At 52.7% G+C, this 26,784-nt stretch carries 24 protein-coding genes; 10 read left to right on the top strand and 14 right to left on the bottom strand.

Features of this window, described 5'->3' with window-relative positions; genetic code table 11:
* The first annotated feature begins 3 nt into the window (after positions 1 to 3).
* The 8 genes from pheT to selO all read left to right on the top strand — a co-directional run bounded on the left by pheT (position 4) and on the right by selO (position 8,236).
* Complete coding sequence (pheT, locus tag OGY13_RS14240) at positions 4 to 2,391, top strand: phenylalanine--tRNA ligase subunit beta (protein WP_079933930.1); 2,388 nt, start codon at positions 4 to 6, stop codon at positions 2,389 to 2,391.
* A 4-nt stretch (positions 2,392 to 2,395) separates the two neighbouring features.
* Positions 2,396 to 2,695: an integration host factor subunit alpha gene (ihfA, locus tag OGY13_RS14235; RefSeq protein ID WP_003030571.1), complete on the top strand. Its 300-nt coding sequence runs from the start codon at positions 2,396 to 2,398 to the stop codon at positions 2,693 to 2,695.
* A 121-nt stretch (positions 2,696 to 2,816) separates the two neighbouring features.
* Positions 2,817 to 3,797, top strand: a complete 981-nt coding sequence (btuC, locus tag OGY13_RS14230) for a vitamin B12 ABC transporter permease BtuC (protein WP_079933931.1) — start codon at positions 2,817 to 2,819, stop codon at positions 3,795 to 3,797.
* 60 nt (positions 3,798 to 3,857) lie between these two features.
* Positions 3,858 to 4,409 (top strand): glutathione peroxidase, encoded by a 552-nt coding sequence (locus OGY13_RS14225; RefSeq protein WP_003832585.1) that lies wholly within the window; start codon positions 3,858 to 3,860, stop codon positions 4,407 to 4,409.
* On the top strand, positions 4,409 to 5,158 hold the full coding sequence (gene btuD, locus OGY13_RS14220) for a vitamin B12 ABC transporter ATP-binding protein BtuD (protein ID WP_060682303.1): 750 nt from the start codon (positions 4,409 to 4,411) through the stop codon (positions 5,156 to 5,158). Before OGY13_RS14225 ends, btuD begins: the two co-directional genes overlap by 1 nt.
* Positions 5,159 to 5,235: 77 nt before the next feature.
* Entirely contained in the window at positions 5,236 to 5,700 is a 465-nt protein-coding gene (locus OGY13_RS14215) for an NlpC/P60 family protein (RefSeq protein WP_003832591.1), read from the top strand.
* Positions 5,701 to 6,018: 318 nt separating this feature from the next.
* Positions 6,019 to 6,732, top strand: coding sequence for an EAL domain-containing protein (locus OGY13_RS14210; protein ID WP_103014602.1), 714 nt, complete (start codon positions 6,019 to 6,021; stop codon positions 6,730 to 6,732).
* 61 nt (positions 6,733 to 6,793) lie between these two features.
* Complete coding sequence (gene selO / locus OGY13_RS14205) at positions 6,794 to 8,236, top strand: protein adenylyltransferase SelO (protein WP_191238584.1); 1,443 nt, start codon at positions 6,794 to 6,796, stop codon at positions 8,234 to 8,236.
* On the opposite strand, the gene OGY13_RS14200 is transcribed toward selO, so the two are convergent.
* From OGY13_RS14200 to ppsR, 8 genes are all read right to left on the bottom strand, one after another.
* A complete protein-coding gene (locus OGY13_RS14200) occupies positions 8,233 to 9,012 on the bottom strand; it encodes a heme ABC transporter ATP-binding protein (RefSeq protein ID WP_103285104.1) in 780 nt (259 codons plus the stop codon). The two genes, selO and OGY13_RS14200, sit on opposite strands and share 4 nt — an antisense overlap.
* The gene (locus OGY13_RS14195; RefSeq protein ID WP_103014605.1) at positions 9,005 to 9,997 is read right to left on the bottom strand and encodes a FecCD family ABC transporter permease; all 993 of its coding nucleotides are present in this window, start codon (positions 9,995 to 9,997) and stop codon (positions 9,005 to 9,007) included. The genes OGY13_RS14200 and OGY13_RS14195 overlap by 8 nt, the downstream gene beginning before the upstream one ends.
* Positions 9,997 to 10,818, bottom strand: a complete 822-nt coding sequence (locus OGY13_RS14190) for a heme/hemin ABC transporter substrate-binding protein (protein ID WP_213752548.1) — start codon at positions 10,816 to 10,818, stop codon at positions 9,997 to 9,999. Before OGY13_RS14190 ends, OGY13_RS14195 begins: the two co-directional genes overlap by 1 nt.
* A complete protein-coding gene (chuS, locus tag OGY13_RS14185) occupies positions 10,815 to 11,846 on the bottom strand; it encodes a hematinate-forming heme oxygenase ChuS (RefSeq protein ID WP_048226740.1) in 1,032 nt (343 codons plus the stop codon). The genes OGY13_RS14190 and chuS overlap by 4 nt, the downstream gene beginning before the upstream one ends.
* Positions 11,847 to 11,893: 47 nt before the next feature.
* Positions 11,894 to 13,876 carry a TonB-dependent hemoglobin/transferrin/lactoferrin family receptor gene (locus tag OGY13_RS14180; protein WP_191238582.1) on the bottom strand — a complete coding sequence of 661 codons (1,983 nt, stop codon included), beginning with the start codon at positions 13,874 to 13,876 and terminating at the stop codon, positions 11,894 to 11,896.
* A gap of 74 nt (positions 13,877 to 13,950) precedes the next feature.
* Positions 13,951 to 14,139: a hemin uptake protein HemP gene (gene hemP / locus OGY13_RS14175; RefSeq protein WP_003832599.1), complete on the bottom strand. Its 189-nt coding sequence runs from the start codon at positions 14,137 to 14,139 to the stop codon at positions 13,951 to 13,953.
* A gap of 170 nt (positions 14,140 to 14,309) precedes the next feature.
* Positions 14,310 to 15,356, bottom strand: coding sequence for a 3-deoxy-7-phosphoheptulonate synthase AroH (gene aroH / locus OGY13_RS14170; RefSeq protein ID WP_003030555.1), 1,047 nt, complete (start codon positions 15,354 to 15,356; stop codon positions 14,310 to 14,312).
* Positions 15,357 to 15,482: 126 nt separating this feature from the next.
* Complete coding sequence (ppsR, locus tag OGY13_RS14165) at positions 15,483 to 16,316, bottom strand: posphoenolpyruvate synthetase regulatory kinase/phosphorylase PpsR (RefSeq protein ID WP_003832602.1); 834 nt, start codon at positions 16,314 to 16,316, stop codon at positions 15,483 to 15,485.
* Positions 16,317 to 16,644: 328 nt separating this feature from the next.
* Here ppsR and ppsA point away from each other — a divergent pair, with 328 nt between their 5' ends.
* A complete protein-coding gene (ppsA, locus tag OGY13_RS14160) occupies positions 16,645 to 19,023 on the top strand; it encodes a phosphoenolpyruvate synthase (protein ID WP_003832604.1) in 2,379 nt (792 codons plus the stop codon).
* A gap of 67 nt (positions 19,024 to 19,090) precedes the next feature.
* Here ppsA and fadK read toward each other — a convergent pair whose 3' ends face one another.
* From fadK to OGY13_RS14135, 5 genes are all read right to left on the bottom strand, one after another.
* The gene (gene fadK, locus OGY13_RS14155; RefSeq protein WP_213752549.1) at positions 19,091 to 20,728 is read right to left on the bottom strand and encodes a medium-chain fatty-acid--CoA ligase; all 1,638 of its coding nucleotides are present in this window, start codon (positions 20,726 to 20,728) and stop codon (positions 19,091 to 19,093) included.
* Between the two features lie 82 nt (positions 20,729 to 20,810).
* The gene (locus tag OGY13_RS14150) at positions 20,811 to 21,104 is read right to left on the bottom strand and encodes a ferredoxin family protein (RefSeq protein WP_003832609.1); all 294 of its coding nucleotides are present in this window, start codon (positions 21,102 to 21,104) and stop codon (positions 20,811 to 20,813) included.
* Positions 21,101 to 22,390, bottom strand: coding sequence for an FAD-dependent oxidoreductase (locus tag OGY13_RS14145; RefSeq protein WP_213752550.1), 1,290 nt, complete (start codon positions 22,388 to 22,390; stop codon positions 21,101 to 21,103). The genes OGY13_RS14150 and OGY13_RS14145 overlap by 4 nt, the downstream gene beginning before the upstream one ends.
* A gap of 57 nt (positions 22,391 to 22,447) precedes the next feature.
* The gene (locus OGY13_RS14140; RefSeq protein ID WP_032943175.1) at positions 22,448 to 23,383 is read right to left on the bottom strand and encodes an electron transfer flavoprotein subunit alpha; all 936 of its coding nucleotides are present in this window, start codon (positions 23,381 to 23,383) and stop codon (positions 22,448 to 22,450) included.
* A 21-nt stretch (positions 23,384 to 23,404) separates the two neighbouring features.
* Positions 23,405 to 24,169 (bottom strand): electron transfer flavoprotein, encoded by a 765-nt coding sequence (locus tag OGY13_RS14135; protein WP_048235498.1) that lies wholly within the window; start codon positions 24,167 to 24,169, stop codon positions 23,405 to 23,407.
* Positions 24,170 to 24,675: 506 nt separating this feature from the next.
* On the opposite strand from OGY13_RS14135, the gene OGY13_RS14130 reads away from it, so the two are divergent.
* Positions 24,676 to 25,566, top strand: coding sequence for an AraC family transcriptional regulator (locus tag OGY13_RS14130; protein ID WP_032943176.1), 891 nt, complete (start codon positions 24,676 to 24,678; stop codon positions 25,564 to 25,566).
* Between the two features lie 54 nt (positions 25,567 to 25,620).
* On the opposite strand, the gene OGY13_RS14125 is transcribed toward OGY13_RS14130, so the two are convergent.
* A complete protein-coding gene (locus tag OGY13_RS14125; protein WP_003832619.1) occupies positions 25,621 to 26,772 on the bottom strand; it encodes an acyl-CoA dehydrogenase in 1,152 nt (383 codons plus the stop codon).
* Positions 26,773 to 26,784 lie beyond the last annotated feature (12 nt).

Raw genomic sequence — 26,784 nt, 5'->3', positions numbered from 1 at the left:
ACAATGAAATTCAGTGAACTGTGGTTACGCGAATGGGTAAATCCGGCGATTGATAGCGATGCGCTGTCAAACCAAATCACGATGGCGGGTCTTGAAGTTGACGGTGTGGAACCTGTTTCCGGCGCGTTCAATGGCGTTGTGGTAGGTGAAGTGGTTGAATGCGGCCAACACCCTAACGCTGACAAACTGCGCGTCACCAAAGTGAATGTAGGCGGCGACCGCCTGCTGGATATCGTCTGCGGTGCGCCAAACTGCCGTCAGGGGTTGAAAGTGGCTGTGGCAACCGTTGGTGCCGTTCTGCCGGGCGATTTCAAAATTAAAGCCGCGAAACTGCGCGGTGAACCATCTGAAGGCATGCTGTGCTCGTTCTCCGAGCTGGGTATTTCCGACGATCATAACGGGATTATCGAACTGCCTGCCGATGCGCCAATTGGCACCGATATCCGTGAATACCTGAAGCTTGACGACAACACCATCGAAATCAGCGTCACGCCGAACCGCGCCGACTGCTTAGGCATCATCGGTGTAGCGCGTGATGTTGCTGTACTGAACAAAGCCCCGCTGGTTGAACCGGAAATCGCGCCAGTAGCCGCGACCATTAGCGACGTCCTGCCGATTCAGGTTGAAGCCGTGGAAGCCTGCCCACGCTATCTGGGCCGCGTGGTGAAAGGCATCAATGTTAAAGCGCCGACCCCGCTGTGGATGAAAGAAAAACTGCGTCGTTGCGGTATTCGTTCTATCGATGCCGTGGTTGACGTGACTAACTATGTGCTGCTCGAACTGGGCCAGCCGATGCACGCATTCGACAAAGACCGCATTGAAGGCGGAATTGTTGTCCGTATGGCAAAAGAGGGTGAGACCCTGGTATTGCTGGACGGCAGCGAAGCGAAGCTGAATGCAGATACGCTGGTGATTGCGGACCACAACAAAGCGCTGGCGATGGGCGGCATCTTTGGTGGCGAACATTCCGGCGTGAACGATGAAACACAAAACGTCCTGCTGGAATGTGCATTCTTCAGCCCGCTGTCTATTACCGGTCGCGCGCGCCGTCACGGTCTGCACACCGATGCATCTCACCGCTATGAACGTGGTGTCGATCCTGCGCTGCAACATAAGGCCATGGAACGTGCAACGCGCCTGCTGATTGATATCTGCGGCGGTGAAGCGGGCCCAGTCATTGATGTGACGAACGAAGCCACGCTGCCAAAACGCGCAACCATTACGCTTCGTCGTAGCAAACTGGATCGTCTGATCGGACACCATATTGCCGATGAGCAGGTGAGCGACATTTTGCGTCGTCTGGGTTGTGACGTGACGGAAGGGCAGGATGAGTGGAAAGCGGTCGCGCCGAGCTGGCGTTTCGATATGGAAATCGAAGAAGACCTGGTCGAAGAAGTCGCCCGCGTATACGGGTATGACAATATCCCGAACACGCCGATTCAGGCGGGTCTTATCATGGGTACGCATCGTGAAGCGGATTTGTCGCTGAAACGTGTAAAAACCATGCTGAATGACAAAGGCTACCAGGAAGTCATTACCTATAGCTTCGTCGACCCGAAAGTCCAGTCGCTGCTGCATCCGGGTGAAGAAGCGCTGCTGCTGCCAAGCCCAATCTCTATTGATATGTCAGCAATGCGTTTGTCCCTGTGGACTGGCTTGCTGTCTACGGTAGTGTATAACCAGAATCGTCAGCAGAACCGCGTACGTATTTTCGAAACGGGTTTACGTTTCGTGCCAGATACGCAGGCCAACCTCGGGATCCGTCAGGATCTGATGCTGGCTGGCGTGATCTGCGGTAACCGTCATGATGAACACTGGAATCTGGCAAAAGAGACCGTTGATTTCTATGATCTGAAAGGCGATCTGGAAGCGGTTCTCGACCTGACCGGAAAACTGGGGGACATTCAGTTCAAAGCTGAAGCGAATCCAGCACTGCATCCGGGTCAGTCTGCGGCGATTTATCTGAAAGGTGAACGTATTGGTTTCATTGGGGTTGTTCATCCTGAACTGGAACGTAAACTGGACCTGAACGGTCGCACTCTGGTGTTTGAACTGGAGTGGAATAAGCTCGCAGACCGCGTGGTGCCTCAGGCGCGTGAAGTTTCTCGCTTCCCAGCGAACCGTCGCGATATCGCAGTCGTTGTGGCAGAAAACGTTCCCGCTGCGGATATTTTATCCGAGTGTAAGAAAGTTGGCGTAAATCAGGTAGTTGGCGTAAACTTATTTGACGTGTACCGCGGTAAGGGTGTTGCGGAGGGCTATAAGAGCCTCGCTATCAGCCTGATCCTTCAGGATACCAGCCGTACACTTGAAGAAGAGGAGATTGCCGCTACCGTCGCCAAATGTGTAGAGGCATTAAAAGAGCGATTCCAGGCATCATTGAGGGATTGAACCTATGGCGCTTACAAAAGCTGAAATGTCAGAATATCTGTTTGATAAGCTTGGGCTTAGCAAGCGGGATGCCAAAGAACTGGTCGAGCTGTTTTTCGAAGAGATCCGTCGTGCTCTGGAAAATGGTGAGCAGGTAAAACTCTCTGGTTTTGGTAACTTCGATCTGCGTGATAAGAATCAACGTCCGGGCCGTAACCCGAAAACGGGCGAAGATATTCCCATTACAGCACGGCGCGTGGTGACCTTCAGACCCGGACAGAAGTTAAAAAGCCGGGTTGAAAACGCAACGCCCAAAGAAGAGTGATTTAACGATACGCAGAGTATGACGCGTATAACTAAAAAGGCCGCTATGCGGCCTTTTTCCTTTTCACTACCGAATCAGCACCGTAGAATCATCTCCATCTCTTTTCAGCAGAATGGAAAACATGCTGACTTTCGCCCATCAACAGCAGCGTCGAAACGTACGCTGGATACTGTCACTGTCAGTACTGATGCTACTGGCAACGATTCTAAGCTTGTGCTCAGGAGAACAATGGATCGCTCCCGGCGACTGGTTCAGCGCCCGCGGCGATCTGTTCGTCTGGCAAATTCGACTTCCCCGTACCCTTGCCGTTTTGCTGGTAGGCGCTGCATTGGCCTTATCTGGCGCAGTGATGCAAGCTCTGTTTGAAAACCCGCTCGCAGAGCCTGGATTACTGGGCGTATCTAACGGCGCGGGAGTCGGGCTTATCGCGGCGGTGCTGCTGGGGCAGGGGCAACTCCCTGGCTGGGCGTTGGGCCTTTGCGCCATTGCCGGAGCGCTGATTATCACGCTTATTCTGCTACGTTTCGCTCGTCGACATCTGTCTACCAGCCGCCTGCTGCTGGCGGGGGTGGCGCTGGGGATAATCTGTAGCGCGCTGATGACATGGGCTATCTACTTCTCTACCTCGTTTGACTTACGACAGCTGATGTACTGGATGATGGGGGGCTTCGGTGGCGTAGACTGGCATCAGGCCTGGCTCATGGTGGCGTTGATTCCGGTGCTGGTGTGGATCTGCTGTCAGTCGCAGCCGATGAATATGCTGGCGTTAGGAGAGACTTCTGCACGTCAGTTGGGACTGCCATTATGGTTCTGGCGCAACCTGCTGGTGGTTGCCACAGGCTGGATGGTTGGCGTGAGCGTGGCTCTGGCAGGGGCGATTGGTTTTATTGGGCTTGTGATCCCGCATATTTTGCGACTGTGCGGCCTCACCGACCACCGTGTTTTACTGCCAGGTTGTGCGTTGGCTGGCGCAATCGCATTATTGTTTGCTGATGTTGTCGCGCGTTTGGTGCTGGCCTCGGCTGAGTTACCTATCGGCGTGGTAACGGCCACCATGGGCGCACCGGTATTTATCTGGCTATTGTTAAAAGCCGCGCGCTAGAACGCGTTGGTACGGTCTATGATTAAAAACTGAAAATCCACCTGTTGTTCTGGAGATGCTATGCAAAACACTATCCTCGATACAGAAGTGACGACCATCGACGGCGAGGTTACCTCACTGCAGCCGTATTCCGGGAATGTGCTGTTAATCGTCAACGTTGCTTCAAAATGTGGACTGACGCCGCAGTACGAGCAACTGGAAAATCTGCAGAAAGCCTGGCACCAACAGGGCTTCAGCGTTCTTGGTTTCCCTTGCAATCAGTTTCTGGGACAGGAGCCGGGCAGCGAAGAGGAAATAAAAACGTACTGCAGTACCACATGGGGCGTAACTTTCCCGATGTTCAGCAAAATTGACGTCAACGGCGAGGGACGCCATCCGCTGTATCAGAAGCTGATTGATGCCGCGCCAACGGCCGTTGCGCCTGCGGATAGTGGGTTCTACGAGCGAATGGCGAGCAAAGGTCGTGCGCCGCTCTACCCGGACGATATCCTGTGGAATTTCGAGAAGTTTTTAGTGGGTCGCGATGGAAAAGTGCTGCAACGATTCTCACCGGATATGACACCTGAGGATCCCATCCTGGTGCAAACCATCAAGCAGGCGCTGGCAAACTAATGTCTCGATTGATGCAGCTACAGGACGTCGCGGAATCGACCCGTCTCGGCCCGCTTTCTGGTGAGATCAAAGCAGGAGAGATCTTGCATTTAGTGGGACCAAACGGTGCCGGAAAAAGTACGCTGTTGGCGCGTATGGCGGGTCTGACAAACGGAGAGGGCAGTATCACTTTTGGTGATATGCCGTTGGAGGAATGGCCGGCCGCCAGGCTGGCGCAATATCGCGCCTATCTTGCGCAACAGCAAAATCCGCCGTTTGCCATGCCGGTCTGGCATTTTCTGACGCTGCATCAACCCGACAAAGCACGTACCGATCTGTTACAGGAGATCGCCGATGCGCTCGGCCTGGGAGATAAACTGGGGCGCGGCGTGAACCAACTCTCCGGCGGTGAGTGGCAGCGTGTGCGCCTGGCTGCGGTTATCCTGCAGATTTGCCCGCAATCGAATCCATTAGGTCAGCTTTTACTGCTGGATGAGCCGATGAACAGTCTGGATGTCGCGCAACAAAACGCACTGGACCGCTTGTTGAGTCAGCTGTGTTTGCAGGGCATAGCGATTGTGATGAGTAGCCACGACCTTAATCACACCTTACGCCATGCGCATAAAGCCTGGCTACTCAAACGCGGGAAACTGCTTGCCAGTGGTTCACGAGATGCGGTGCTGACGCCGGCCAATCTGTCTGCGGCCTATGGCGTCAACTTCCGACGTTTGGATATTGAAGGGCACAGAATGCTCATATCAACCACTTAAGTGAAATGGGTTCTTGAAAATCATATAATTTCCACGCTAAATTGGCATAAAAATAAAATTCAGAGGATTCGTACTGAATGCGCTTTTGGCTCCTTTTCATCACAGCATTGTTTTTGGCGGGCTGCAGCAGCCATCGTGCGCCTGCGCCAAATGCCCGCTTGTCGGATTCTATTGCCGTTATCGCCGGTCTTAATGATCAGCTACAAACCTGGCATGGCACACCCTATCGTTATGGCGGCATGAGTCGTAGTGGGGTGGATTGTTCTGGATTTGTTTTGATGACGATGCGCGATAAATTCGACCTGCAACTTCCGCGCGATACGCGTACGCAATCAAAGATTGGTACCGAAATTGATAAAGACGATTTGCTGCCCGGCGATCTGGTTTTCTTTAAAACCGGGTCTGGGGAAAGCGGTCTGCATGTTGGTATTTACGATACCAATAATCAATTTATTCATGCTTCAACCAGCCGTGGCGTGATGCGCTCGTCTCTGGATAACGTTTACTGGCGTAAAAACTTTTGGCAGGCGCGACGTATTTAATCCCCCGCAACTCCGAGGCTGCCATCGAGTGCGCAGCCTCAACATCACCATTTGAAAGTTAACTTTTATTTCTGCTTTTGGTTAGACAATACCCCTGAACATTAAGAGCGTATCTTGCTAAAAATATGATTTATTCCGAGATATTAAAAAGTGCAAAGCTGGATATTCGCTTATAATCAGGATAAGCTAAAAAAAAGGATTCGATTTACCGGCTAAAAAGGGAAAAATGAAAGGGCCTCTACTTGCATCAGCAGTAACGTATTTCTCCATCCTTTGCTACAGGATGCCGGATAACACCCATGCAGCGGGGCTGGCACGATGATTGTTTCACTGGATAATCTTTACCATTCTGAGTTCTCTTTTCTTCCTGCGAGAAGCGAAAAAGGCGATCTTGAATTCGTTGATATCATCACCAGTTTCGCCAGTGCGCATGGGGATGTGCGTATACCCACCGAGCTGGTCCTACCTCGGATGTCAGACGACGAACAATGTCGTTTATTTGTAGAAAAACTAGAATTAATCGAAACGTGCCAACATTTTTTTATTCAGCGAAAAGTATCCGCCTGGATTAATTTAACGCCAGCAGTTGCTAATACTTTATTATCAGATACTGAATTTGCTTCACAAGTTGAACGATTTTCATTTCTGGAGCTGGCTATTAATGAAAGCTATCCGGAGTTAAACAAAGGTAAAGATAATCCAGTATTGGCCGCACTTGCTGCGCGATTTCCATTAGTCCTGACAAACTATGGTTCTGGCGGTATATCAACCCGGGCAATTTTTGACGGCCTGTTCAAACACGTTGTGCTGGATAAAAACTTTGTTCAACAAAGGATTGCACATATTTCGTTTGAACCGTTTATGCGGGCTATTCTGGCGCAACTATCGCCCAGCTGTGAGTCAATAATCATTAGCGGAATTGATACACAAGAGATGCTGGAGCGCGTCTTGCCTGTGGGATTCAGTGCCATGCAGGGAGGGTTGTGGCCTGCGGTACCTCCTGCGCAGATAATTTCGCTCGCTAAGATATAACCCTTTTATTTGCTAGTGTTTAACAGGCTATTAACAGTCTACACTAGAGGCAGGAGGCCCTATGACCCTGTCTTTTACCACTCGCTGGCGTGATGAACTACCAGCAACCTATACCGCGCTTTCACCCACCCCTCTGAAAAACGCGCGCCTTATCTGGCATAACGATGCGCTGGCGGAGCAATTAGCAATTCCTGCGGCGCTATTTGATATTCCGACTGGTGCAGGCGTTTGGGGCGGCGAATCGTTGCTCCCCGGGATGTCGCCTTTAGCCCAGGTTTATAGTGGGCATCAGTTCGGTGTCTGGGCTGGTCAGCTTGGCGACGGACGTGGGATCCTGCTGGGCGAACAACAGCTCGCGGATGGTTCAACGTTTGACTGGCACCTGAAAGGCGCCGGACTCACGCCGTATTCCCGCATGGGTGATGGGCGTGCCGTGCTGCGCTCGACCATTCGTGAAAGCCTGGCCAGTGAAGCGATGTACTACCTGGGAATACCGACCACGCGGGCATTGTCGATTGTCACCAGCGACACGCCGGTTTATCGCGAAACGGTCGAAGCAGGGGCGATGCTCATTCGCGTGGCGCAAAGCCATATGCGATTTGGCCATTTTGAGCATTTTTACTATCGCCGAGAGCCGGAAAAAGTGCGCGAGTTGGCTGACTTTGCGATTCGCCATTACTGGCCGCAATGGCAGGAAGAAGCCGATAAGTATCAGCTGTGGTTTAACGATGTTGTCACGCGTACTGCGACGTTAATCGCTGACTGGCAGGCGGTAGGATTTGCGCATGGTGTTATGAACACGGACAACATGTCGATTCTGGGTCTGACAATGGATTACGGTCCATTCGGTTTTCTTGATGATTACGTGCCTGATTATATCTGCAACCACTCTGACAACCAGGGGCGATACAGTTTCGATAATCAACCGGCCGCCGCGTTGTGGAACCTGCAACGTCTGGCGCAAACCCTGTCGCCGTTTATCCCGGTCGAGGCGCTAAATGATGCGCTGGACAGTTACCAGCTGGCGCTATTAACTCGCTATGGTCAGCGGATGCGGCAAAAGCTCGGCTTCTTTAGCGAGCAGAAAGACGATAACGAACTGCTTAGCGAACTGTTTAGCCTGATGGCGCGAGAAAGAAGCGACTATACGCGAACGTTTCGCATGCTCAGCGAAACGGAGCAGCACAGTGCGCAATCTCCGTTGCGCGATGAGTTTATCGACCGCGCAGCATTTGACGACTGGTTCACGCGGTATCGCTCGCGCCTTCAGCAAGACAATATTGCCGATGCAGTCAGACAAACACAGATGAAGGCGGCAAATCCGGCGATGGTATTACGTAACTGGCTGGCGCAACGGGCGATTAGTCAGGCAGAGCAGGGGGATTACGCCGAACTGCATCGGTTGCACCAGGCGTTGCGTACCCCGTTTGCCGATCGCGATGACGACTATGCCAGCCGTCCACCTGACTGGGGCAAACGGCTGGAAGTGAGTTGTTCAAGCTAAGGGGCCAGAAATACCTGCGGGGAAGCGTTGGCCGGATGCTGGCCAACGTGTACCTGAGCACCGTACCAGCGCTTCAGATCATCGGCCTGTAACACAGTTTCCGGTGTTCCCTGCGACACCAGCCTGCCGTTGTGCAGCAGCACTATTCTGTCTGCCCACAGTGCGGCGAGGTTCAGATCGTGAAGCACAATGCACACATGCAGCTCACCCGAAGCGGTTAGCGTTTTTAGCATGCGCAACAGATGCTGCTGGTGGTAAAGATCCAGCGCGGAGGTCGGTTCATCAAGGAATAACCAACCGCGAGGCGCACCGTCGCACCAGAGTTGCGCCAGCGCACGGGCTAACTGCACTCGCTGTTGCTCACCGCCGGAAAGCGCGGCGTATTGCCGGCCTGCCAGAGGCGTACATCCGGTCATCTCCATTACCTGTGCAATAAGCCCAGGTTCCGGTCGTTGGGTCCAGGGCGCGCGACCCATCGCGATGACGGCCTCTACCGGCCAGTCAAATCCCAGTTGCGTTTGCTGACGCATTACCGCCCGGTGTCGCGACAGCATTTGGGTAGGCCACTCCTCCAGCGGTTTGCCCGCCAGCACGCAGCGCCCGGTAGCCGGTTTCAGAAAACCGGTCAGCAAGCGTAGCAGAGTGGATTTCCCCGCGCCGTTTGGGCCGATCAGCGCCACCAGTTCACCTTTTGTAAGGGCGAGCGATACGTCGTCGATCACCGCTCTGCCAGCTACGTGATAGTGAAGCCCTTCAGCGATGAAATGTTCAGCCATGCGGTCCTCGCTGACGAAAAATAAGCCATAAAAACCACGGTGCGCCGAGAAGACTGGTCAACAGACCGACCGGCATCTCCGCAGGCGCAACCGCCGTACGGGCCAGCGTGTCGGCAATCAGCAATAAAAACGCGCCCGCCAGCACGGAACCCGGAATAACGGCCCGATGGTCTGAGCCGAGCCACATACGTATTAAATGTGGGATGACCAACCCGATAAAGCCAATCACGCCGCTTACCGCCACGGCTGAGGCAACCAGTAATGCGCTACAAAGCAGCAAAATACGCTGGATTGTACGCACATCAACGCCGAGATAATGCGCCTCTTCCTCACCCAGCTGCAGAAGATTCAGCGCCGGAGCAAGTCGCCAGATGATCAGCACTGTCGGGATTGTCAGTGAAGTGACAGCCAACAGTGTGGACCACTGCGCGGCCCCCAGACTTCCCATTCCCCATAGCGACAGCTGGCGCAGTTGCGCATCATTACTGACCCACGACAAAACGCCAACCGCCGCCCCACAGAGCGCGTTAATGGCAATGCCGACCAGCAGCAGGCGTGAGAGTGAACCGTCGCGCTGTTGGCTGAGGATAAAAATCACTACCGTTGCCGCCAGCGCGCCGAAAAAAGCGGCCAGCATTGGAGCATACAACATCAGCAGCGCGGGCAAGGAGACAGGCAGCACCACCCACAGGGCCACAGCGCAGGCGGCGCCGCTGCTTATTCCCAGTAATCCAGGGTCTGCAAGTGGATTGCGAAACAGCCCCTGCATCACGCAGCCAGCGAGCGCCAGAGAACCGCCAATCACCAGCGCCAGCAGGACGCGGGGCAGACGAATCGTGAGCCAGATTTGACGCAATGCCTCATCGTCATCACGCCAGAGCAGACTTACCGGCAGGCGCAACGCGCCAAAACCGGTAGCCAGAACCGTCATTACAATCAGCATCAATGCCAACATCCACAACGAACAGGTGATCCGCCGGGACATCAGGGTAATTGCTCCGCTTTAGCACGAAGCTGCAAAATAGCCTGTGGCGTGCGAACGCTGAAGCCCAACAGCGCCATATCGTCAACCTGCAATACCTGTTTATTCCTGCCGGCAGGTGTTTGCGCAAGTCCTGGTAGCGCCCACAGGTTTGCCTCGCCACCCATCGCCTTAACACCTTCTTGTGAAATCACTACCAGATCGGGCTGGCTGGCAATGACGCCTTCTTGTGACAGTGGCTGATAGCGATTAACGCCCTGCATCGCGTTGCGTAGACCTGCGGCACGAATCGCCGCATCGGCTCCGGTTTGCTGGCCCGCCGCCATCGCGGTCATCCCGCCATGATTGAGAATAAACAGCACACGTTTATTAAGTTCAGATGACGGGAGCGTCGCCAGTTCCTGACGTAACGTTGCGCGCAGCGTTTCGCCGTCGGCCCCCCGATGAGTAGCCTCGGCGATAACCCTAACTTTTTCATCAATCGCGTTAAGATCGTTGCTTGCTGGGATCGTGACAACCCTGACGTTGCTCTGCTCGATCTGTTTTAACACCAGAGAAGGCTGCGCCTGCGCGCTGGCAAGGACCAGCGTAGGGCGTGTGGCAAGGATCCCTTCGGCGTTGAGCTGGCGCAAATAACCAACATCAGGTAACGCGGTTGCCGCAGCAGGCCATTGGCTGGTGCTGTCTCTCGCCACAAGGGAGGGTTGTGCTCCCAGTGCGTATACGATCTCGGTGACATCGCCACCGAGGGCAACAACTCGTTCCTCGGGTGCAGCCAGTGCGGCGAAGGGCAGCAGCGCGATCAGGGCCAGCAGTTTTTTCATGCGGCCAGTCCTTTCGGCGTTAGCGCGTCAATCTGTGTGCGCCATTGTGTCTGTTCCGGCTCGCCTTCCGTACGTTGACCATACAGTTGTGCGATTTGCGTACCGTCGGCAGCAAACAGTTCCAGACTGGTGACGTGACCATCGGCGGTCGGTTTGCGCGTTACCCACGTTTCGGCCACGCTCTCTTCCAGCAGATGCAGGGTAAAGGTTGGGTTGAAGATGTTTAGCCAGCCTTTCATCGGTACCAGTTTTTCAATCACGCCGGTAAAAATCTGTACACAGCCGCGATTACCCACAAAAACCATAATTTCGTTGCCATCCTGACGCGCGGTGTCGAGTAACTGCGCCAGTGCGCTATTAGAAACCTTACAGGCCAGATCGTCGCCCACCAGATTAAACGCTTGTTGACGGGTGAGTTCATGGCGTTTCAGCAGACCGAAGAACTGGTGGACATCGGTCATCGCTCGCCACTCTTGATCGACGGTCTGCGCATCGACTGTGACGGCGGCAGGCGCAGAATTGTTGGCGGGTTGCAGTGCCAGCGGCGGGTTTTCTGCAAAGATGAAACGGGTCAGCAACGCTGCCCATTCCTCAACGAGGGTATTTTGCGTGGTATAGACCTTTAGCAGCGCATCTCCCTGATGGTCGAAGAACTGAATGCTCTGACGCTCACCATGGGCGGTTGTTTCGCTGATATGAAAGGTACTGGCCCACTGATTCAGGAACAGACGCAGATCGAGGGCGCGCGGATTGAGAACCAGTCCGGCATGACCGTTGAGGTGCTGATTGGTAAAAGCACCTACCTGCTCATGTACTGCGTATTCATTGCGGCAAATACATTTGGTTTCGCCAACTGCTTCCAGTGCGCTGAGAATTTCACGCACTTCACCACGTAAGCGCCAGGCGTCGTGACCGACGCGAGCAAAGGTCAGTTCGGCTTCGCTAATATTCATCAACCCCGCAATATCACGTGCGTATTTGCCAGGATTTTCTTTCTTCAGTTCCAGCCAGCGTGTGTAATGATTCATTGTCTCTTCCTTCCAGATTGCGGCCCCGGCGAACCGGGGAAAAGTGATTACCACTGATAACTCACGAAAATTTTGCCATTACGACCATCCTGCGGAATGCCTTGCGGTGACCAGTACTCTTTGTCGAAGGCGTTGCCCAGTAGCAGCGTGGTGGTCATGCCTTTCAGCGCTTGTTGGCCCTGATAGCTCACGTAGAAATCGTTTACCGCATAGCCGGGCTGTTTAGCGTAGGTGCTGCTGATATGCGTTGAACGGTCAGCAAATGTCCCTATCCAGCCGACAGAGAAACCGCTGTGCGCAACCGGCACATTCAGTTTGCTGGTGACGGTGTCAGGGTTAATGCTGGAAATGTATTCGCCGGTGTCAGTATCTTTTCCGCGTGTGCGGTTATAGGCCATGTCGAGGCTGAACAGGTCGGTGGAATATTTCGCCATCACGTCCCAGCCCCAGATTTTGGCGTTGGGTACGTTATAGGACGTGGTTGTCGCAGCGGCGAAATCGACGCTGGTGGAGATGTAATCTTTCGCTTTGGTGTCGAAATAGCTGGCTTTAAATTCGAGCGCGTCGCTCGCCATCAGAAGATCGTCAAAGCGCAGGCCAAATCCGTATTCCTGTGTTTCGTTGGTTTCCGGGCGCAGGTTAGGGTTCGGCACCCAGTAGTTGGTGTAAAAACGACCAATCGAAAAGTGTTTCGCATCGTTATACATCTCGCCCATAGTCGGGGCACGGAAAGCCTGAGCGTATGAACCGAACAGCATCAGCCAGTCAGTTGGCGCAACCGTTAATCCGGCGCGGGACGACCATTTATCGGCATCGACATCTTCATAACCGTCGCTGCTGCCGCGATAAGAGTCATAACGGGTACCGCCCAGCAGCGTAACCGGCAGGTCGCGCAGGGTGATTTCATCCTGGAGCCAGCCGGAGCTGAAATCGATCTTAGCCTCCGGGAAACCAGTTGTTGCTCCTCCCGGTTGTTGTTCCTGACGATAGTATTCACCGCCGTAGGTCAACAGGTGAGATGCAAAAGAGTCGGTAAACAGACGGCTGCGGTTGTCGATCTTCCCGCCTTTGGTGGTTTGCTTGCGAAATTCGCCAGTGTTATCTGCGTTCTGAGCATTAATGCGCGCTTCGGACCAGTAGATACGGGCGTCAGCGTTCAGCCAGTCATTGTCCGCCGGAGCGAGCGAGTAGGTCAGTTGCGCATCACGCTGGATCGTTGAACGGTTGGTCATCGGGTTGCTGGCATCCGCCGCGCTGGTCTGCGGGTTTTTAGGTTCCCGGGCGTCATTGTTGTAGTAACGCAGCGAACCGGCCAGCGTCTGGGCGCTGTCAATTTTCCAGCTACCTTTCGCCAGCATATTATTAATTGCTTCGTCATTCGGCGCAGTAGTACCGTCACTCTGGCGTAAATCACCGCGATCGCGGCTGGACCAGGCAAGCAGTCCGTCCAGCGTATCGGTACGGCCATACGTGCTGGCGCCCATGCCGAGACTGTGATCGCCGGTCGCCGCGGTACCGAACACGCGATAACCACTGTTTTGCCCGACTTCCAGTAGATCTTTGGCATCTGCAGTGTCATAGGCGATCACGCCGCCTAGCGCGCCGCTACCGTACAGTAGTGCGGAAGGGCCACGCACGACTTCGATGCGTTTGATAAGCGCCGGGTCGAGGAAGGTACTGTTCAGGTGTCCGGTGTCGGTTCCCTGGCGAACGCCGTCAACCAGCACCAGAACGCCGCGTCGATCATACCCGCGCAGATTCACGTCCTGGCCGTTGGTACGGCCCGTACCATCAAGGGTCAGGCCCGGAACCTTACGTAACAGGTCGGCAGCTGAGCTGGCGGTTTGGTTTTCTGGTGCAGTGGCGTCAATGACGCTGACCATCATCGGTGCTTCAAAGGCGCTACGGGCATTGCCGGTGGCGGTAACGGTCATATCCTCGACCGCCGCCCAGGCGACGGCGGGCAGGTTACTGATAATCGCCAGCGCCAACAGCGATGGGCGCAGGGAAGCGGTGTGCAGGTAAGGCATAGCAACTCTCCATTAGGAAATCGAAAAGCGCTGGCTGCCTGGGTATGACCTGGGTGGCTGGCGAAATGTGTTGTTTATTTAGTCAGAATGAGTTTTCCGGCTTGTGTCTGGCGCAGCAGGTAGTGCTGACCATCATGTTCTATGATCACGCGTCCTTCGTTACCAAGCAGGGTTTTACTGTCAATTCGTCGGTCGTTTGGCGCGACGGAAGGCGGTGTTTTGTCTTTTGCAGGCGTTGCCGTTGTGTTATCCATACGTGACATAGTGTTTAAAAATAACAATCAATGTAACAATGATAATCATTATCATCAAACTGCAAATTTGCGGCAAGCGTTTTTGTGAAATAATTGTGACGAGAACGTTTTTTGCGCAATAAGAAAGGGAAAAACAAGGGATTAGCGCCGGGCAAGCTGATATTGCCCGGCGAACAGCATTAAAAACGGCTATCAACCGCAGAGGCGAGTTTTTCAACCAACAGTTCGGTATCTTCCCAGTTCAGGCACGGGTCGGTAATGGACTGACCGTAAACCAGCGGCTGGCCGCTAACGATTTTTTGCGTACCTTCACGCAGGAAACTCTCCGCCATAATCCCGGCAATCGCCGTCGAACCATTGCGAATTTGCTGGCATACATCATCACAAACGTCCAACTGACGGCGATGCTGCTTCTGGCAATTACCGTGGCTAAAATCGACCACCAGATGCTCAGGCAGGGAAAATTCGTGCAGGGTATCGCAGGCGGCAGCAATATCTTCAGCATAATAATTCGGCTTTTTACCGCCACGCATGATGATATGCCCGTAAGGGTTACCGCTGGTCTGATAAATGGTCATCTGGCCGGTTTTATCCGGCGAGAGGAACATGTGACTGGCGCGGGAGGCGCGAATCGCATCGACGGCGATGCGCGTGTTGCCATCCGTTCCGTTCTTAAAGCCAACCGGGCAGGAGAGCGCGGAGGCCATTTCACGATGGATCTGACTTTCGGTGGTGCGCGCGCCAATAGCTCCCCAACTGATTAAATCGGCAATAAACTGGCCGGTCACCATGTCGAGGAATTCAGTCGCCGTGGGCACGCCCAGTTCGTTGACCTGCAACAGCAGTTTTCGCGCCAGTTCAATACCGTGGTTTACACGATAACTGCCGTTCAAATCCGGGTCGGAAATCAGGCCTTTCCAGCCTACGACGGTGCGTGGTTTTTCAAAATAGGTACGCATCACGATTTCCAGACGCGCCTGGTGCTTAGTGCGCAGCGCCTGTAATCGTGTCGCGTATTCCATCGCGGCATCAAGATCGTGAATCGAGCAGGGACCTACGATCACCAGTAAACGGGGGTCTTCACCATTTAAAATTTTTTCTATCCGACGTCGGGAGTCCGTAACATGACGGGCGACGGAGGACGAAACAGGATGCCGTTGCGCAAGCTCTGCTGGAGTGACCAGGTTGTCAATACGCGCAGTACGGAGTTCATCGGTTCTGTTCATTACTTGTCTCAGAAATTTGTTGCTTCAACGGCAGGACTACCGGGAAGTGATGTACATCACAATATCACACTCATCCTGCCTGGTGGCGAGCATAATAACAAAAAATCGAACCAATGCACTAGCATTCTAGTACATGCGGCGATTCAGTCCCATGATATCGAGGATCTTGGTAGCAATCTCTTCTACCGAATAATTGGTACTGTTCAGCCAGGGGATCTGGTTTTTCCGATAAAGCGCTTCCACCTCAGCAACTTCCATACGGCACTGACGCAGCGAGGCGTAACGGCTGTTCTCACGGCGTTCTTCGCGGATGGCCGCCAGGCGCTCAGGGTCGATAGTCAGACCGAACAGCTTATGCTGCAACGGCTTCAGGGAAGTGGGCAGCACCAGATTATCCATATCATCGGCAATAAAGGGGTAGTTGGCCGCGCGGATACCAAACTGCATGGCCAGATACAAACTGGTCGGGGTTTTGCCGCAACGGGAAACGCCGAGCAGGATCACCTGCGCCTGATCGAGGTTGCGCAACGAAATACCGTCGTCGTGGGCGAGGGTGTAGTCAATGGCAGCGATGCGCGCGTCGTACTTGTTGAGGTTACCGGGATTCAGACCGTGCGTGCGGTGGGCGATAGGCGTAGGGTCGAGTTTCATCTCGTGTTGCAGTGGGGCAACCAACGCCTGCACGATATCCTGACAAAACCCTTCGCTTTGCAGAATGATCGAGCGAATTTCCGGCAGGACGATGGAGTAAAACACTAAAGGGCGCACGCCAGTTTGTTGGTAGATAGCGTCAATCTGGTCTTTAACCGCGCGCGCACGACTCTCATTTTCCACAAACGGCAGCGTAATACTGCTGATCGTGACCGGAAATTGCGACATCACCGCGTGACCCAATACCTCGGCGGTGATGGCCGTACCATCAGAAATATAAAATACGTGACGATCAACAGCATTATCCATTTTGCTCATCCTGGGGCAGATATAATTCTCTGAAAGCATAAATTAAAATTCGCCAGAAGCGAATATTGCGGCATCTATTTTATAAAATGAAACGGTATTTTTATATTTAATGAAAAGTGCATTTCATTTTTCGGAACAAATGTTTATACCGGTCATTTTTGTGGTGATCCCGTGTGGCTCGCGGGTTTGCGCAAATGCGGAAACAATCTGAAAAAATAAAAAATAAAGTTGCTTGAACGATTCACCGTTTTTTTCGCCGGAGTAAATATGCCAAGATAATTACGCAAAATTGAGTTTCCTAACCTCGTTCAAATATAAGGATTGTTCGATGTCCAACAATGGCTCGTCACCGCTGGTGCTTTGGTATAACCAACTCGGCATGAATGATGTAGACAGAGTTGGAGGCAAAAATGCCTCCCTGGGTGAAATGATTACTAACCTTTCAGGTATGGGTGTTTCCGTACCGAATGGTTTTGCAACGACCGCCGATGCGTTTAACCAGTTTCTGGACCAGAGCGGTGTAAACCAGCGCATTTATGAGCTGCTGGATAAAACGGATATCGACGATGTCACTGAGCTTGCGAAAGCCGGGGCACAGATCCGCCAGTGGATTATCGACACTCCTTTCCAGCCCGAACTGGAAAATGCCGTCCGCGATGCCTACGCGCAGCTGTCAGCGGACGATGCCAATGCCTCTTTTGCCGTGCGTTCTTCCGCTACCGCAGAAGATATGCCAGATGCGTCATTTGCCGGTCAGCAGGAAACCTTCCTCAACGTCCAGGGATTTGATGCCGTACTGGTTGCCATCAAACACGTATTTGCCTCGCTGTTTAACGACCGCGCGATCTCTTATCGTGTTCACCAGGGCTATGACCACCGTGGCGTCGCACTTTCTGCTGGCGTTCAGCGGATGGTGCGTTCTGACCTCGCGTCCTCAGGCGTAATGTTCTCCATCGATACCGAATCCGGTTTCGACCAGGTTGTCTTTATCACGTCCGCCTGGGGCTTGGGCGAAATGGTCGTGCAGGGTGCCGTTAACCCGGATGAATTCTACGTGCACAAACCGACCCTGGCGGCTAACCGTCCGGCGATCGTCCGTCGCACAATGGGATCGAAAAAAATCCGCATGATTTACGCGCCGACCCAGGAACACGGTAAGCAGGTGACCATTGAAGATGTCCCGCAGGAACAACGCGACATTTTCTCCCTGACTAACGAAGAAGTGCAGGAACTGGCCAAGCAGGCGGTGCAGATCGAGAAGCACTACGGTCGTCCAATGGACATCGAATGGGCGAAAGACGGCCATACCGGCAAGCTGTTCATTGTTCAGGCGCGTCCAGAAACCGTGCGCTCTCGCGGTCAGGTGATGGAGCGTTATACGCTGCATGCTCAGGGTAAAATTATTGCTGAAGGTCGCGCCATCGGCCACCGCATTGGCGCGGGTCCGGTCAAAGTCATTCATGACATCAGCGAAATGAACCGCATCGAACCAGGCGACGTACTGGTTACCGACATGACCGACCCGGACTGGGAACCGATCATGAAGAAAGCAGCAGCAATTGTCACTAACCGTGGCGGTCGTACCTGTCACGCGGCAATCATTGCCCGTGAACTGGGGATCCCGGCCGTGGTGGGCTGTGGCGATGCGACCGAGCGCATGAAAGATGGTGAGAAGGTAACTGTCTCCTGTGCCGAAGGCGATACCGGTTATGTTTACGCTGACATGCTCGACTTTAGCGTAAAGAGTTCCAGCGTGGAGACCATGCCGGATCTGCCGTTGAAGGTGATGATGAACGTCGGTAACCCGGACCGGGCTTTCGACTTCGCCTGTCTGCCAAACGAAGGCGTCGGCCTGGCGCGTCTGGAATTTATCATCAACCGCATGATTGGCGTACACCCGCGTGCGCTGCTGGAGTTTGATGACCAGACGCCTGAGCTGCAAAATGAAATCCGCGCCATGATGAAAGGTTTCGATTCTCCGCGTGAATTCTATGTCGGTCGTCTGACGGAAGGGATCGCAACGCTGGGTGCGGCGTTTTATCCAAAACGCGTCATCGTGCGTATGTCGGACTTTAAGTCCAACGAATATGCCAACCTGGTCGGCGGTGAGCGTTATGAACCGCATGAAGAGAACCCGATGCTGGGCTTCCGTGGGGCGGGCCGTTATGTTGCCGACAGCTTCCGCGACTGCTTCGCGCTGGAATGCGACGCAGTAAAACGTGTCCGTAACGACATGGGCCTGACTAACGTTGAAGTGATGGTACCGTTTGTACGTACCGTTGCCCAGGCGAAAGCGGTGGTGGAAGAGCTGGCACGCCAGGGGCTGAAACGCGGCGAGAACGGACTGAAGATCATCATGATGTGTGAGATCCCGTCTAACGCCTTGCTGGCCGAGCAGTTCCTCGAGTACTTCGACGGCTTCTCCATCGGCTCAAACGACATGACGCAGCTGGCGCTGGGTCTGGATCGTGACTCTGGTGTGGTTTCTGAACTGTTTGATGAGCGTAACGACGCGGTGAAAGCGCTGCTGTCGATGGCGATTCGTGCAGCCAAGAAACAGGGCAAATACGTGGGTATTTGCGGCCAGGGACCTTCTGACCACGAAGACTTCGCGGCCTGGCTGATGGAAGAGGGGATCGACAGCCTGTCGCTGAACCCGGACACCGTCGTACAAACCTGGCTGAGTCTGGCTGAACTGAACAAGTAATATCATGCCTTATCCGGCCTATTCAACGTAGGCCGGATAAGATGCGTGAGCATCGCCATCCGGCGCTTTATCCTGTAATACTCTCCACGCTCAAACGCTGAATAATATCCTGACGAAGCTGGTATTTTTGTACTTTACCGGACGCCGTGCGCGGTAATTTCTCCACGATCACAATGTGCTCAGGGTATTTATACTTTGCCACCCGCTTGCGGCTAAAAAAGGCCACCACTGATTCCAGCGACAACGAATGATGCGGGGGTTTTAGGACCACGTAAGCACACGACCTTTCACCTAAGCGTTCGTCCGGCATCGCGACAACACAGGCATCGTGAATGCGAGGATGCTGCAATAAAATATCCTCAACTTCGCGGCTGCTGATGTTTTCTCCACCGCGGACAATGATATCTTTTTTCCGTCCGGTGATTTTGATGTACCCCGCATCGTCCATTCGGCATAAGTCGCCGCTGTAATACCAACCGTCTTGATCCAGCGCGCGGGCGGTAAGTTCGGGTTCATCGAGGTAGCCCATAAACACATTGGGACCACGCGAAGCTTCTTCACCTTCTACCCCCGCGGGCAACGTATTGCGTGCTTCGTCGACCACTTTAATTTCGACGCCTGCAGCAGCATATCCGTCGGTATTCATCATGCGAGAAAGCGAATCATCGAGATTGACCAGCGCATGCGGTGAACTCTCTGTCGAGCCATAAATGCTTAATAATTTTATGCCGAGCTGCTGGCAGTCACGGGCAATCTTCTGTGGAATGGTTGTGCCCCCACATAAGAAAAAGCGTAGCGATGAGAGATCGCGTGGTCGTTTTTCCATGCTACACAACATGTCGTAGACGAAGGGCGTTGCGCCGAGCACACAGGTACAGCGTTGTTGCTCCAGCAGTTCAAGACAGGCGGTTGGGGTGAAAATATCTAACAATACGCTGCGTGCGCCGATTAAAAACGGTGCAGTAACGCCATGCAGAAAACCGGTAGCGTGTCCCAGTGGTGCGGGCATCAAAAACACATCCTGCCAGGTGAGATTGAGGCGGGCACAGTAGGCGCGCTCGCTGGCAAGGATGTTGTTGTGGGTCAGCATTACGCCTTTTGGCATTCCCTCGGTACCGGAGGTAAACAACACCGCCGCCAGTTCATCGGCGTGAACATTAATCGTCTGGGTTAAAGGCGGAGCTAAAAGCAGTTGACTGAGCGCCAGCGAGGTCGTTGCCGGAGCCAGTTTATCCACGGCAACGATCTGTTGCAGATGCGGCAACTGGTTTTGTAAGGGGAGGATCAGATCGACCGGTCGGGTCTGTTTAAACAGCGTCGGTGCGAAAAAAATCTTCGCTTTACACTTATTTAGCACCCATACCAGCTCTGCTTCACGCCACGCTGGCAGCAGAGGTACGGAAACGGCCCCGGTTTTCAGGCAGGCCAGGTAGATAATCGTAAACTCGCACCAGCCCGGTAACTGGAAGGCAATGCGATCGCCGGGTTGAATACCGCAGGCTAAAAACCAGGTTGCCAGACTGCTGGCCGCGCTGTCGAGTTCAGCATAGGTGTATGAAGCGCCATGGTTATCAACCACGGCGATTTTATCTGGCATGGCTCTGGCAGTTTGGTTCCAGTAATCGCCAAGCGAAGCATCTCCCCATAAACCCTGTTGCCGCCAGACTTCGCGGCGTTCGGCGTTAAACGTTAGTGTGATACTCATGAAGTTATTCCCAGGATGATTTCGGCATACATCTGACCGGATGGCCGGCGTGGCCGATCCGGTGTACTACAGGCAAAATCCATTAGCCGTAGCGAAAATCAACGCCAAATGTTCCGACCGGATATTCCCATTGGTCGAGGATTGTGTCGCCGCACAGTACTCGACACGTTCCGCACTCCAGGCAACCAGCAGAATCAAAATGAATGTTTCCACTCTCGTCCTGCTTATACAGCCCGGCGGGGCAGGCTTTCAGCAGCTTGCGAAATTCATTAAGGTCTGGATGTTCGGCCAGGATAATGTGCGGGTGGCCTTCATCGACATTGAATTTATTGACGCCCAGTTTGACGTCAACGTTAACGGTATTGTCCTGATTCATAGTGCAGTTGCCCCCTTGATACCGTCTTTCAGTAAGTTCATCAGCCCGATTTGTTTTGCGTGGGACATAATCATCTTGCGAACCGGTTGATTTGGACGTCCGTCAACGGTGAACATATCGCTCATGAGGTCGGCCACCATACGCGGATACTGAGTGAACAGCCGTGGGTTTTCCATTAACGCCGGGATCTTGCGAAAATGCTGTAAATCACGCATCACACAGCCCTGTTCGAGCGCGCGCTTGTAGCCCATCAGGCTGCTGGCAGAGAAATCCTGGCGTTCTTTTGCTGCAATAGCTGTTTGGGCAGCGGCTTCTGCGGAAGCGATGGCCAAATCCATACCTCGCACCGTGAAACCCAGGTTCAAACAGAAACCGGCGGCATCGCCCACGATCATCACACCGTCATCGACCAACTTTGGAACCATTGCCAGACCGCCTTCCGGCACCATATGCGCGGAATATTCCAGTAGTTCTCCACCGGCAATCAATGGCCGAATAGTTGGATGTTGTTTAAAGTCTTCCAGCATTTGTGGAATGCTTTTTGTGGCATGGGCAATATCCCCCAGACCACACACCAGACCCAGAGAGATGGAGTCCTGGTTGGTATACAAAAATCCGCCTCCCATCAACCCATCAGACGGTGAGCCTGCAAACAGCCAGGCCGCGCCTTCATTACCTGAAAGATTGAAGCGATCTGCAATGACCGCTGGAGGTAAGCCGATCAGCTCTTTTACACCAACGGCATAGTGATGTGCAGAAGAGGGCGGAACCATCCCCAGGGAACGCCCCAGCATAGAGTTGACGCCATCGGCAAGGATGACAATATTGGCTTCCAGGATATCGTCACCGGCCTGAACTCCGGTAACCTTTTTACCTTCGCGGATCAGGGCATCGACGCGCACGCCGGGGATGAACTGCACGCCAGCTTGTTCCGCCTTATCCATTAGCCATGGGTCAAGTCTGTTGCGCAAAACGGTATACGAATCCTGCGTTGGCGCGTCAGCTTTTTCACGATGAAAGTCGAGAGTGACGGCGCTTTCTTCGGTCAGAAAAGAGATTTTTTCGCGGGTGACTTTACGCTCGAGCGGCGCTTCCTGCGCGAAACCCGGCATGATGCGCTCAAGACTATGTGCATAGAGTCTTCCGCCGGTCATATTTTTACTGCCTGCATTGTTTCCGCGCTCGATGACCAGTACGTCCAGTCCGGCCTGAGCCATCACGTAGCCTGCAACCGTACCCGCCACGCCAGCACCGACCACAATGGCATCAAATTTTTCATCTGACATGCTTTATGCTCCCTTCCCGCTGCGAGGGCAGCGGGATATGTGCGTTAAATGTGGGGGTTAGCGGCTGAGATGCTCGATAAGAGCCGGAACGACTTTGTAGATGTCGCCGACCAGTCCGTAATCGGCGTAATTGAAAATAGGGGCTTTCTTATCTTTGTTGATGGCAACAATGACTTTCGCGCCGTTACCGCCAACCATATGCTGAATTTGTCCTGAAATGCCGAGGGTGAGGTAAAGGTCCGATTTCAGTAACACGCCAGAAACGCCGATGTAGCGTTCGCGTTCCATCCAGTTTTCGCCTTCGGCAATCGGTCGTGAACAACCCACTTCTGCACCCAGTACAGATGCCAACTGGCGCACCATCTCCAGATCGTTTTGCGCAACCAGGCCGCGGCCCACACCCACCACACGTTTGGCTTTGCTGAGATCCACGCTGCTCACGGATTTGGCGCGACGTTCCTGGCACATAATTTCATGGTGTGGTGCTATGTAAGGTGCAGAGACAACAGGGCAGGTATGTGAAGCATTAGCCTCTACCGGTTCAAGTACGCCTGGGGCAAGGGTGATAATTGCCTGAGTTGTTTTGATTTTTTCTTTGCCGAATGCCAGGCCACCGTACATACGGTGTTCTGCGAACAGTGAGCCATCATCAAGCGTTACCGACGTGGCGTCATTTACCATCGCTGCATTGAGCTGAATACTTAACCGCGCACCAAGGGATTTAGCGCGTTTTGTAGCTGGCATCAGCAATAGCCCGGTATGTTCTTGTATCAGGGCGGCGATGGTCTCGGCAAAATTTTCAACACGCTGTAAACCAGACGTTGTTTCAAGCACGACAATCTCATCGGCACCCAGAGGTTTAACCTGATTGGCCTGTTCGTTGCCTTGTACAATAAGGTGTACCTGTTCACCCCACAGGCGTGCGCCAGCCATTAATTCTGCATAGCGTTCTACGTTATCGCTGAACACCCATACGTTAGCTAATTTACTCATGATAATTTCTCTCCGTTGGGCTTAGTTCAGGGCTTTTTTCAGATGCTCAGCCAGCTCGGCGATGGCTTCTGCTGAGTCATTTTCCAGAATGATGTGCTTACGTTCTGTTTGTGGCGGAACGGTGAGGCTCACCAGTTCTGCTAACGGTGAGGCAGGTGTCCAGCCAATATCGCTGGCTTGCCACGGTGTGACTGGTTTTTTACCTGCGCCCAGAATGGCTTTCATCGAGGGAATACGCGGCGTGTTGATATCCGAGGTTACGCACAGCACGGCGGGGAGCGGCAGTTCAATCACTTCAACTTCGTCTTCCAGCGTACGTTCAACCACAATGCGATCGCCGTTACGTTGGATGTTGCTGACGGCGTTAATCACCGGAAGTTGTAAGAGTTCGCCAACCAGTAAGCCAACCTGCTGGGCGTAGATGTCTCCAGACCCTTCGCCGAACAGCATCAGGTCGAATTCAATGTTTTTGGCCGCGCAGGCCAGCGCCTGAGCCGTGTCTCGCGGTAATGAATGCTCCAGTTGGGGATCCTGCACCATAAACAAACTGTCCGGCCCGCGGGACAGTACGTCTTTACGCACTTTGGAGTTTTGCAGTAGCGAGCCGCCAACCGTTAAGGCGACGATTTCATCACCTTCCGCACTAAGTTGCGTCGCGGCCTCTATTGCATTCAAATCAAACTGACTGATTTTGGCATCGGCCCGGTCAAAGTTAAGCGAACGTTCTGGGGTAACAACAATGTCCTGTTCTTCAGGCACCAACTTAAAGCAGGTTATTAGTTTCATGGCATCTCCAGTGATTCTCGTGTGGATGATGACGGGGAGTGACATCATCAACAGTAGGGAAAATTGACTGAAAATAGTGTGCGGCAGAGGGGGACTGTTTTCGACGGGGCAATCTGTTTTCATTCCCAACAATCTTGCAAAAAAAAGGACTTTAGGAATGCTGAGTTTATGAACGTAAAGACGACGTCGGGTGTTAAAGTGATAAAAATAGAAATAAAATCGAGGCGCTTTTTTGAGAAATGGATCATATTTTTATCCGTTTCTGCATGCACTTTGTTTCTGGTGTGTAAATTATTATTGCTGACTTAATAACATTTACACTTTCCTGTTATTCTAAAATAAAAACAATTTGCGTGAGCAGCGTGCTGAAGTTGGAGGTGTCATCTTGCAGACGAGGCAAATAATTTTGTTTCGCCTGGACAGAATAACGTTGTATAACGTCTTCATCGTTTTTATTTTTCGATATTAATTATCCGCAAAATTACTGCCTTTCGGTGGAGGTTGTCATGTATCAACGCTGTTTTGATAATGCCATGGAGACCCTTTTTGAACAGGGAAAAACCCCGAGATTTTCGCGATTCGTCATTAGTGATGATCCTAACTGGGAGTCGGGCCATCATGTTCATGACAATGAAACAGAGCTTATCTATGTAAAAAAGGGTGTCGCGAGACTAATTATCGACTCTTCGCTGTATGTCGCACATGCGGGTGACATCGTGGTGATAGAGCAAGGGCGGTTACATGCGGTTGCTTCCGATAGCAGCGCGCCTGCAACCACTTACACCTGTGCGCTCTACGGTTTTCGTTTCAACGACTGGCAGGAGAACCAACTCTTGCAGATGCACTCGTGTCCGGTTATTAGCGTCAGCCAGGGCAAAGAGGTTATTAAAAGTATCTTTAATGAACTGAGTGTTATGATCCCGCAGAGCAAGAATAACCTGACGTCTTCCGCTTATGACGCCTTTGCTTATGCATTAACCGTTTTATATTACGAAAACTTTAAAAATGCTTATCGTTCTGAACAGGGATATATTAAAAAAGATATCTTAATTAAAGATGTGTTGGTTTATTTAAATAACAACTTCCGAGAGAAAATTACGCTGGAACAGTTGTCTAAGAAATTTCGAGCCAGCGTGAGCTATATCTGTCACGAGTTTACTAAGGAATATCGTATTTCGCCGATTAATTATGTGATTCAGCGGCGAATGACAGAGGCAAAATTTGCCCTGACGAATACGGAGTCCTCGTTGGCAGAAATTTCATGGCGGGTAGGGTATGAAAATGTCGATCACTTTGCCAAACTCTTTCAGCGGCATGTGGGTTGTACTCCCAGCGATTATCGTAAGCAGTTTAAAAATAACCTTGTAGAACAAGAATGTTTGATGCCAGAAATATGATTCACCTGGCACGTGCCGGATAACGCATTTGCGCTATCCGGCAAGCATTACTGCTTACTTATTCTGATAATCTTTCAGGATTTGGCGACCCGCGACGTAAATCATGATTTCATCTGTACCACCGCCAATGCGTTCACAGCGGACATCACGCCAGAACCGGGAAACGCGTGCTTCGTCGGTGTAACCCAGTCCACCCATAATCTGAATGGCGTCATCAATCACTTCCATTGCAGTACGTGCACAATACAGTTTTGCCAGCGCTGCACTGGTGCGCAGAGACTGTTCCTGATCGGCCTGCCAGGCGACTTTTAATACCATATTGCGCATGTTATCGATTTTAATCGCCATCAGCGCCAGTTTTTCCTGGATCATCTGATTGTGACCAATTGGCTTACCGAATGCGATACGCTGGTTGGCGTAACGGGCGGCATCTTCGAAGGCGCATTCAGCAAAACCGGTACTGCGCGCAGCGTTGATCAAACGTTCCATCTCGAAGTTGTACATGACGTTGAGGAAACCCATGCCTTCCTCTCCGACCATATCGCTTTCGTCCACTTCGACGTCATCAAGATAGACTTCGCAGGTGCTGAGCATATGCCAGCCGATTTTATGCAGCGGATTAACCTTAATGCCGGGTTTCTTCGAATCGACCCACCACAGCGTAAAAGCTTTTTTCGGATCTTTTGGCTCCGGATCGCGGGCCAGTACCAGCATATATGGATACTCTTTCGCGCCGGTGATAAAGGTTTTTTGCCCGTTGAGATAGACCTTACCATTTTTGCGAGTGTAGCTGGTGGTCGCGCTGTTGTTGTCGGAGCCAGCTCCCGGTTCGGTTAATGCCAGCGCATACGCTGGATCGCCCGTTTCCATGGTGCTTTCTGCGGTCTTACGCAGCTGTTCGGCGGATCCAAAACGTCGCATACTGTGAATACACTGACCGTTAGTGATCAAAAAAGCGGGTGCGCCGCATTTTGAAACTTCCATCAGCGCCAGCATCTGTGTGACGTAATCCGCCGGGATGCCACCAAACTCTTCCGGAACGCCCAGCATCGAAATACCGTTGTCCGCCAGGGCACGCATAAACTCTTTCGGGTAGGTCGCCGTTTGATCGCAGGTACGGAAATATTCTTCCGGGAAATTGCTGGTAATCAGTTCTCGAATACTGGCAAGTAGCAGTTCTTGTTCTTCAGTTAAAGAAAAGTCCATCATGGTACTCCT

The organism is Citrobacter sp. Cpo045 (assembly GCF_030332875.1).
Lineage (GTDB): Bacteria > Pseudomonadota > Gammaproteobacteria > Enterobacterales > Enterobacteriaceae > Citrobacter > Citrobacter portucalensis.
Note: the sequence above shows the minus strand (reverse complement) of the source record. Positions and strands in the feature narration are given on the sequence as shown.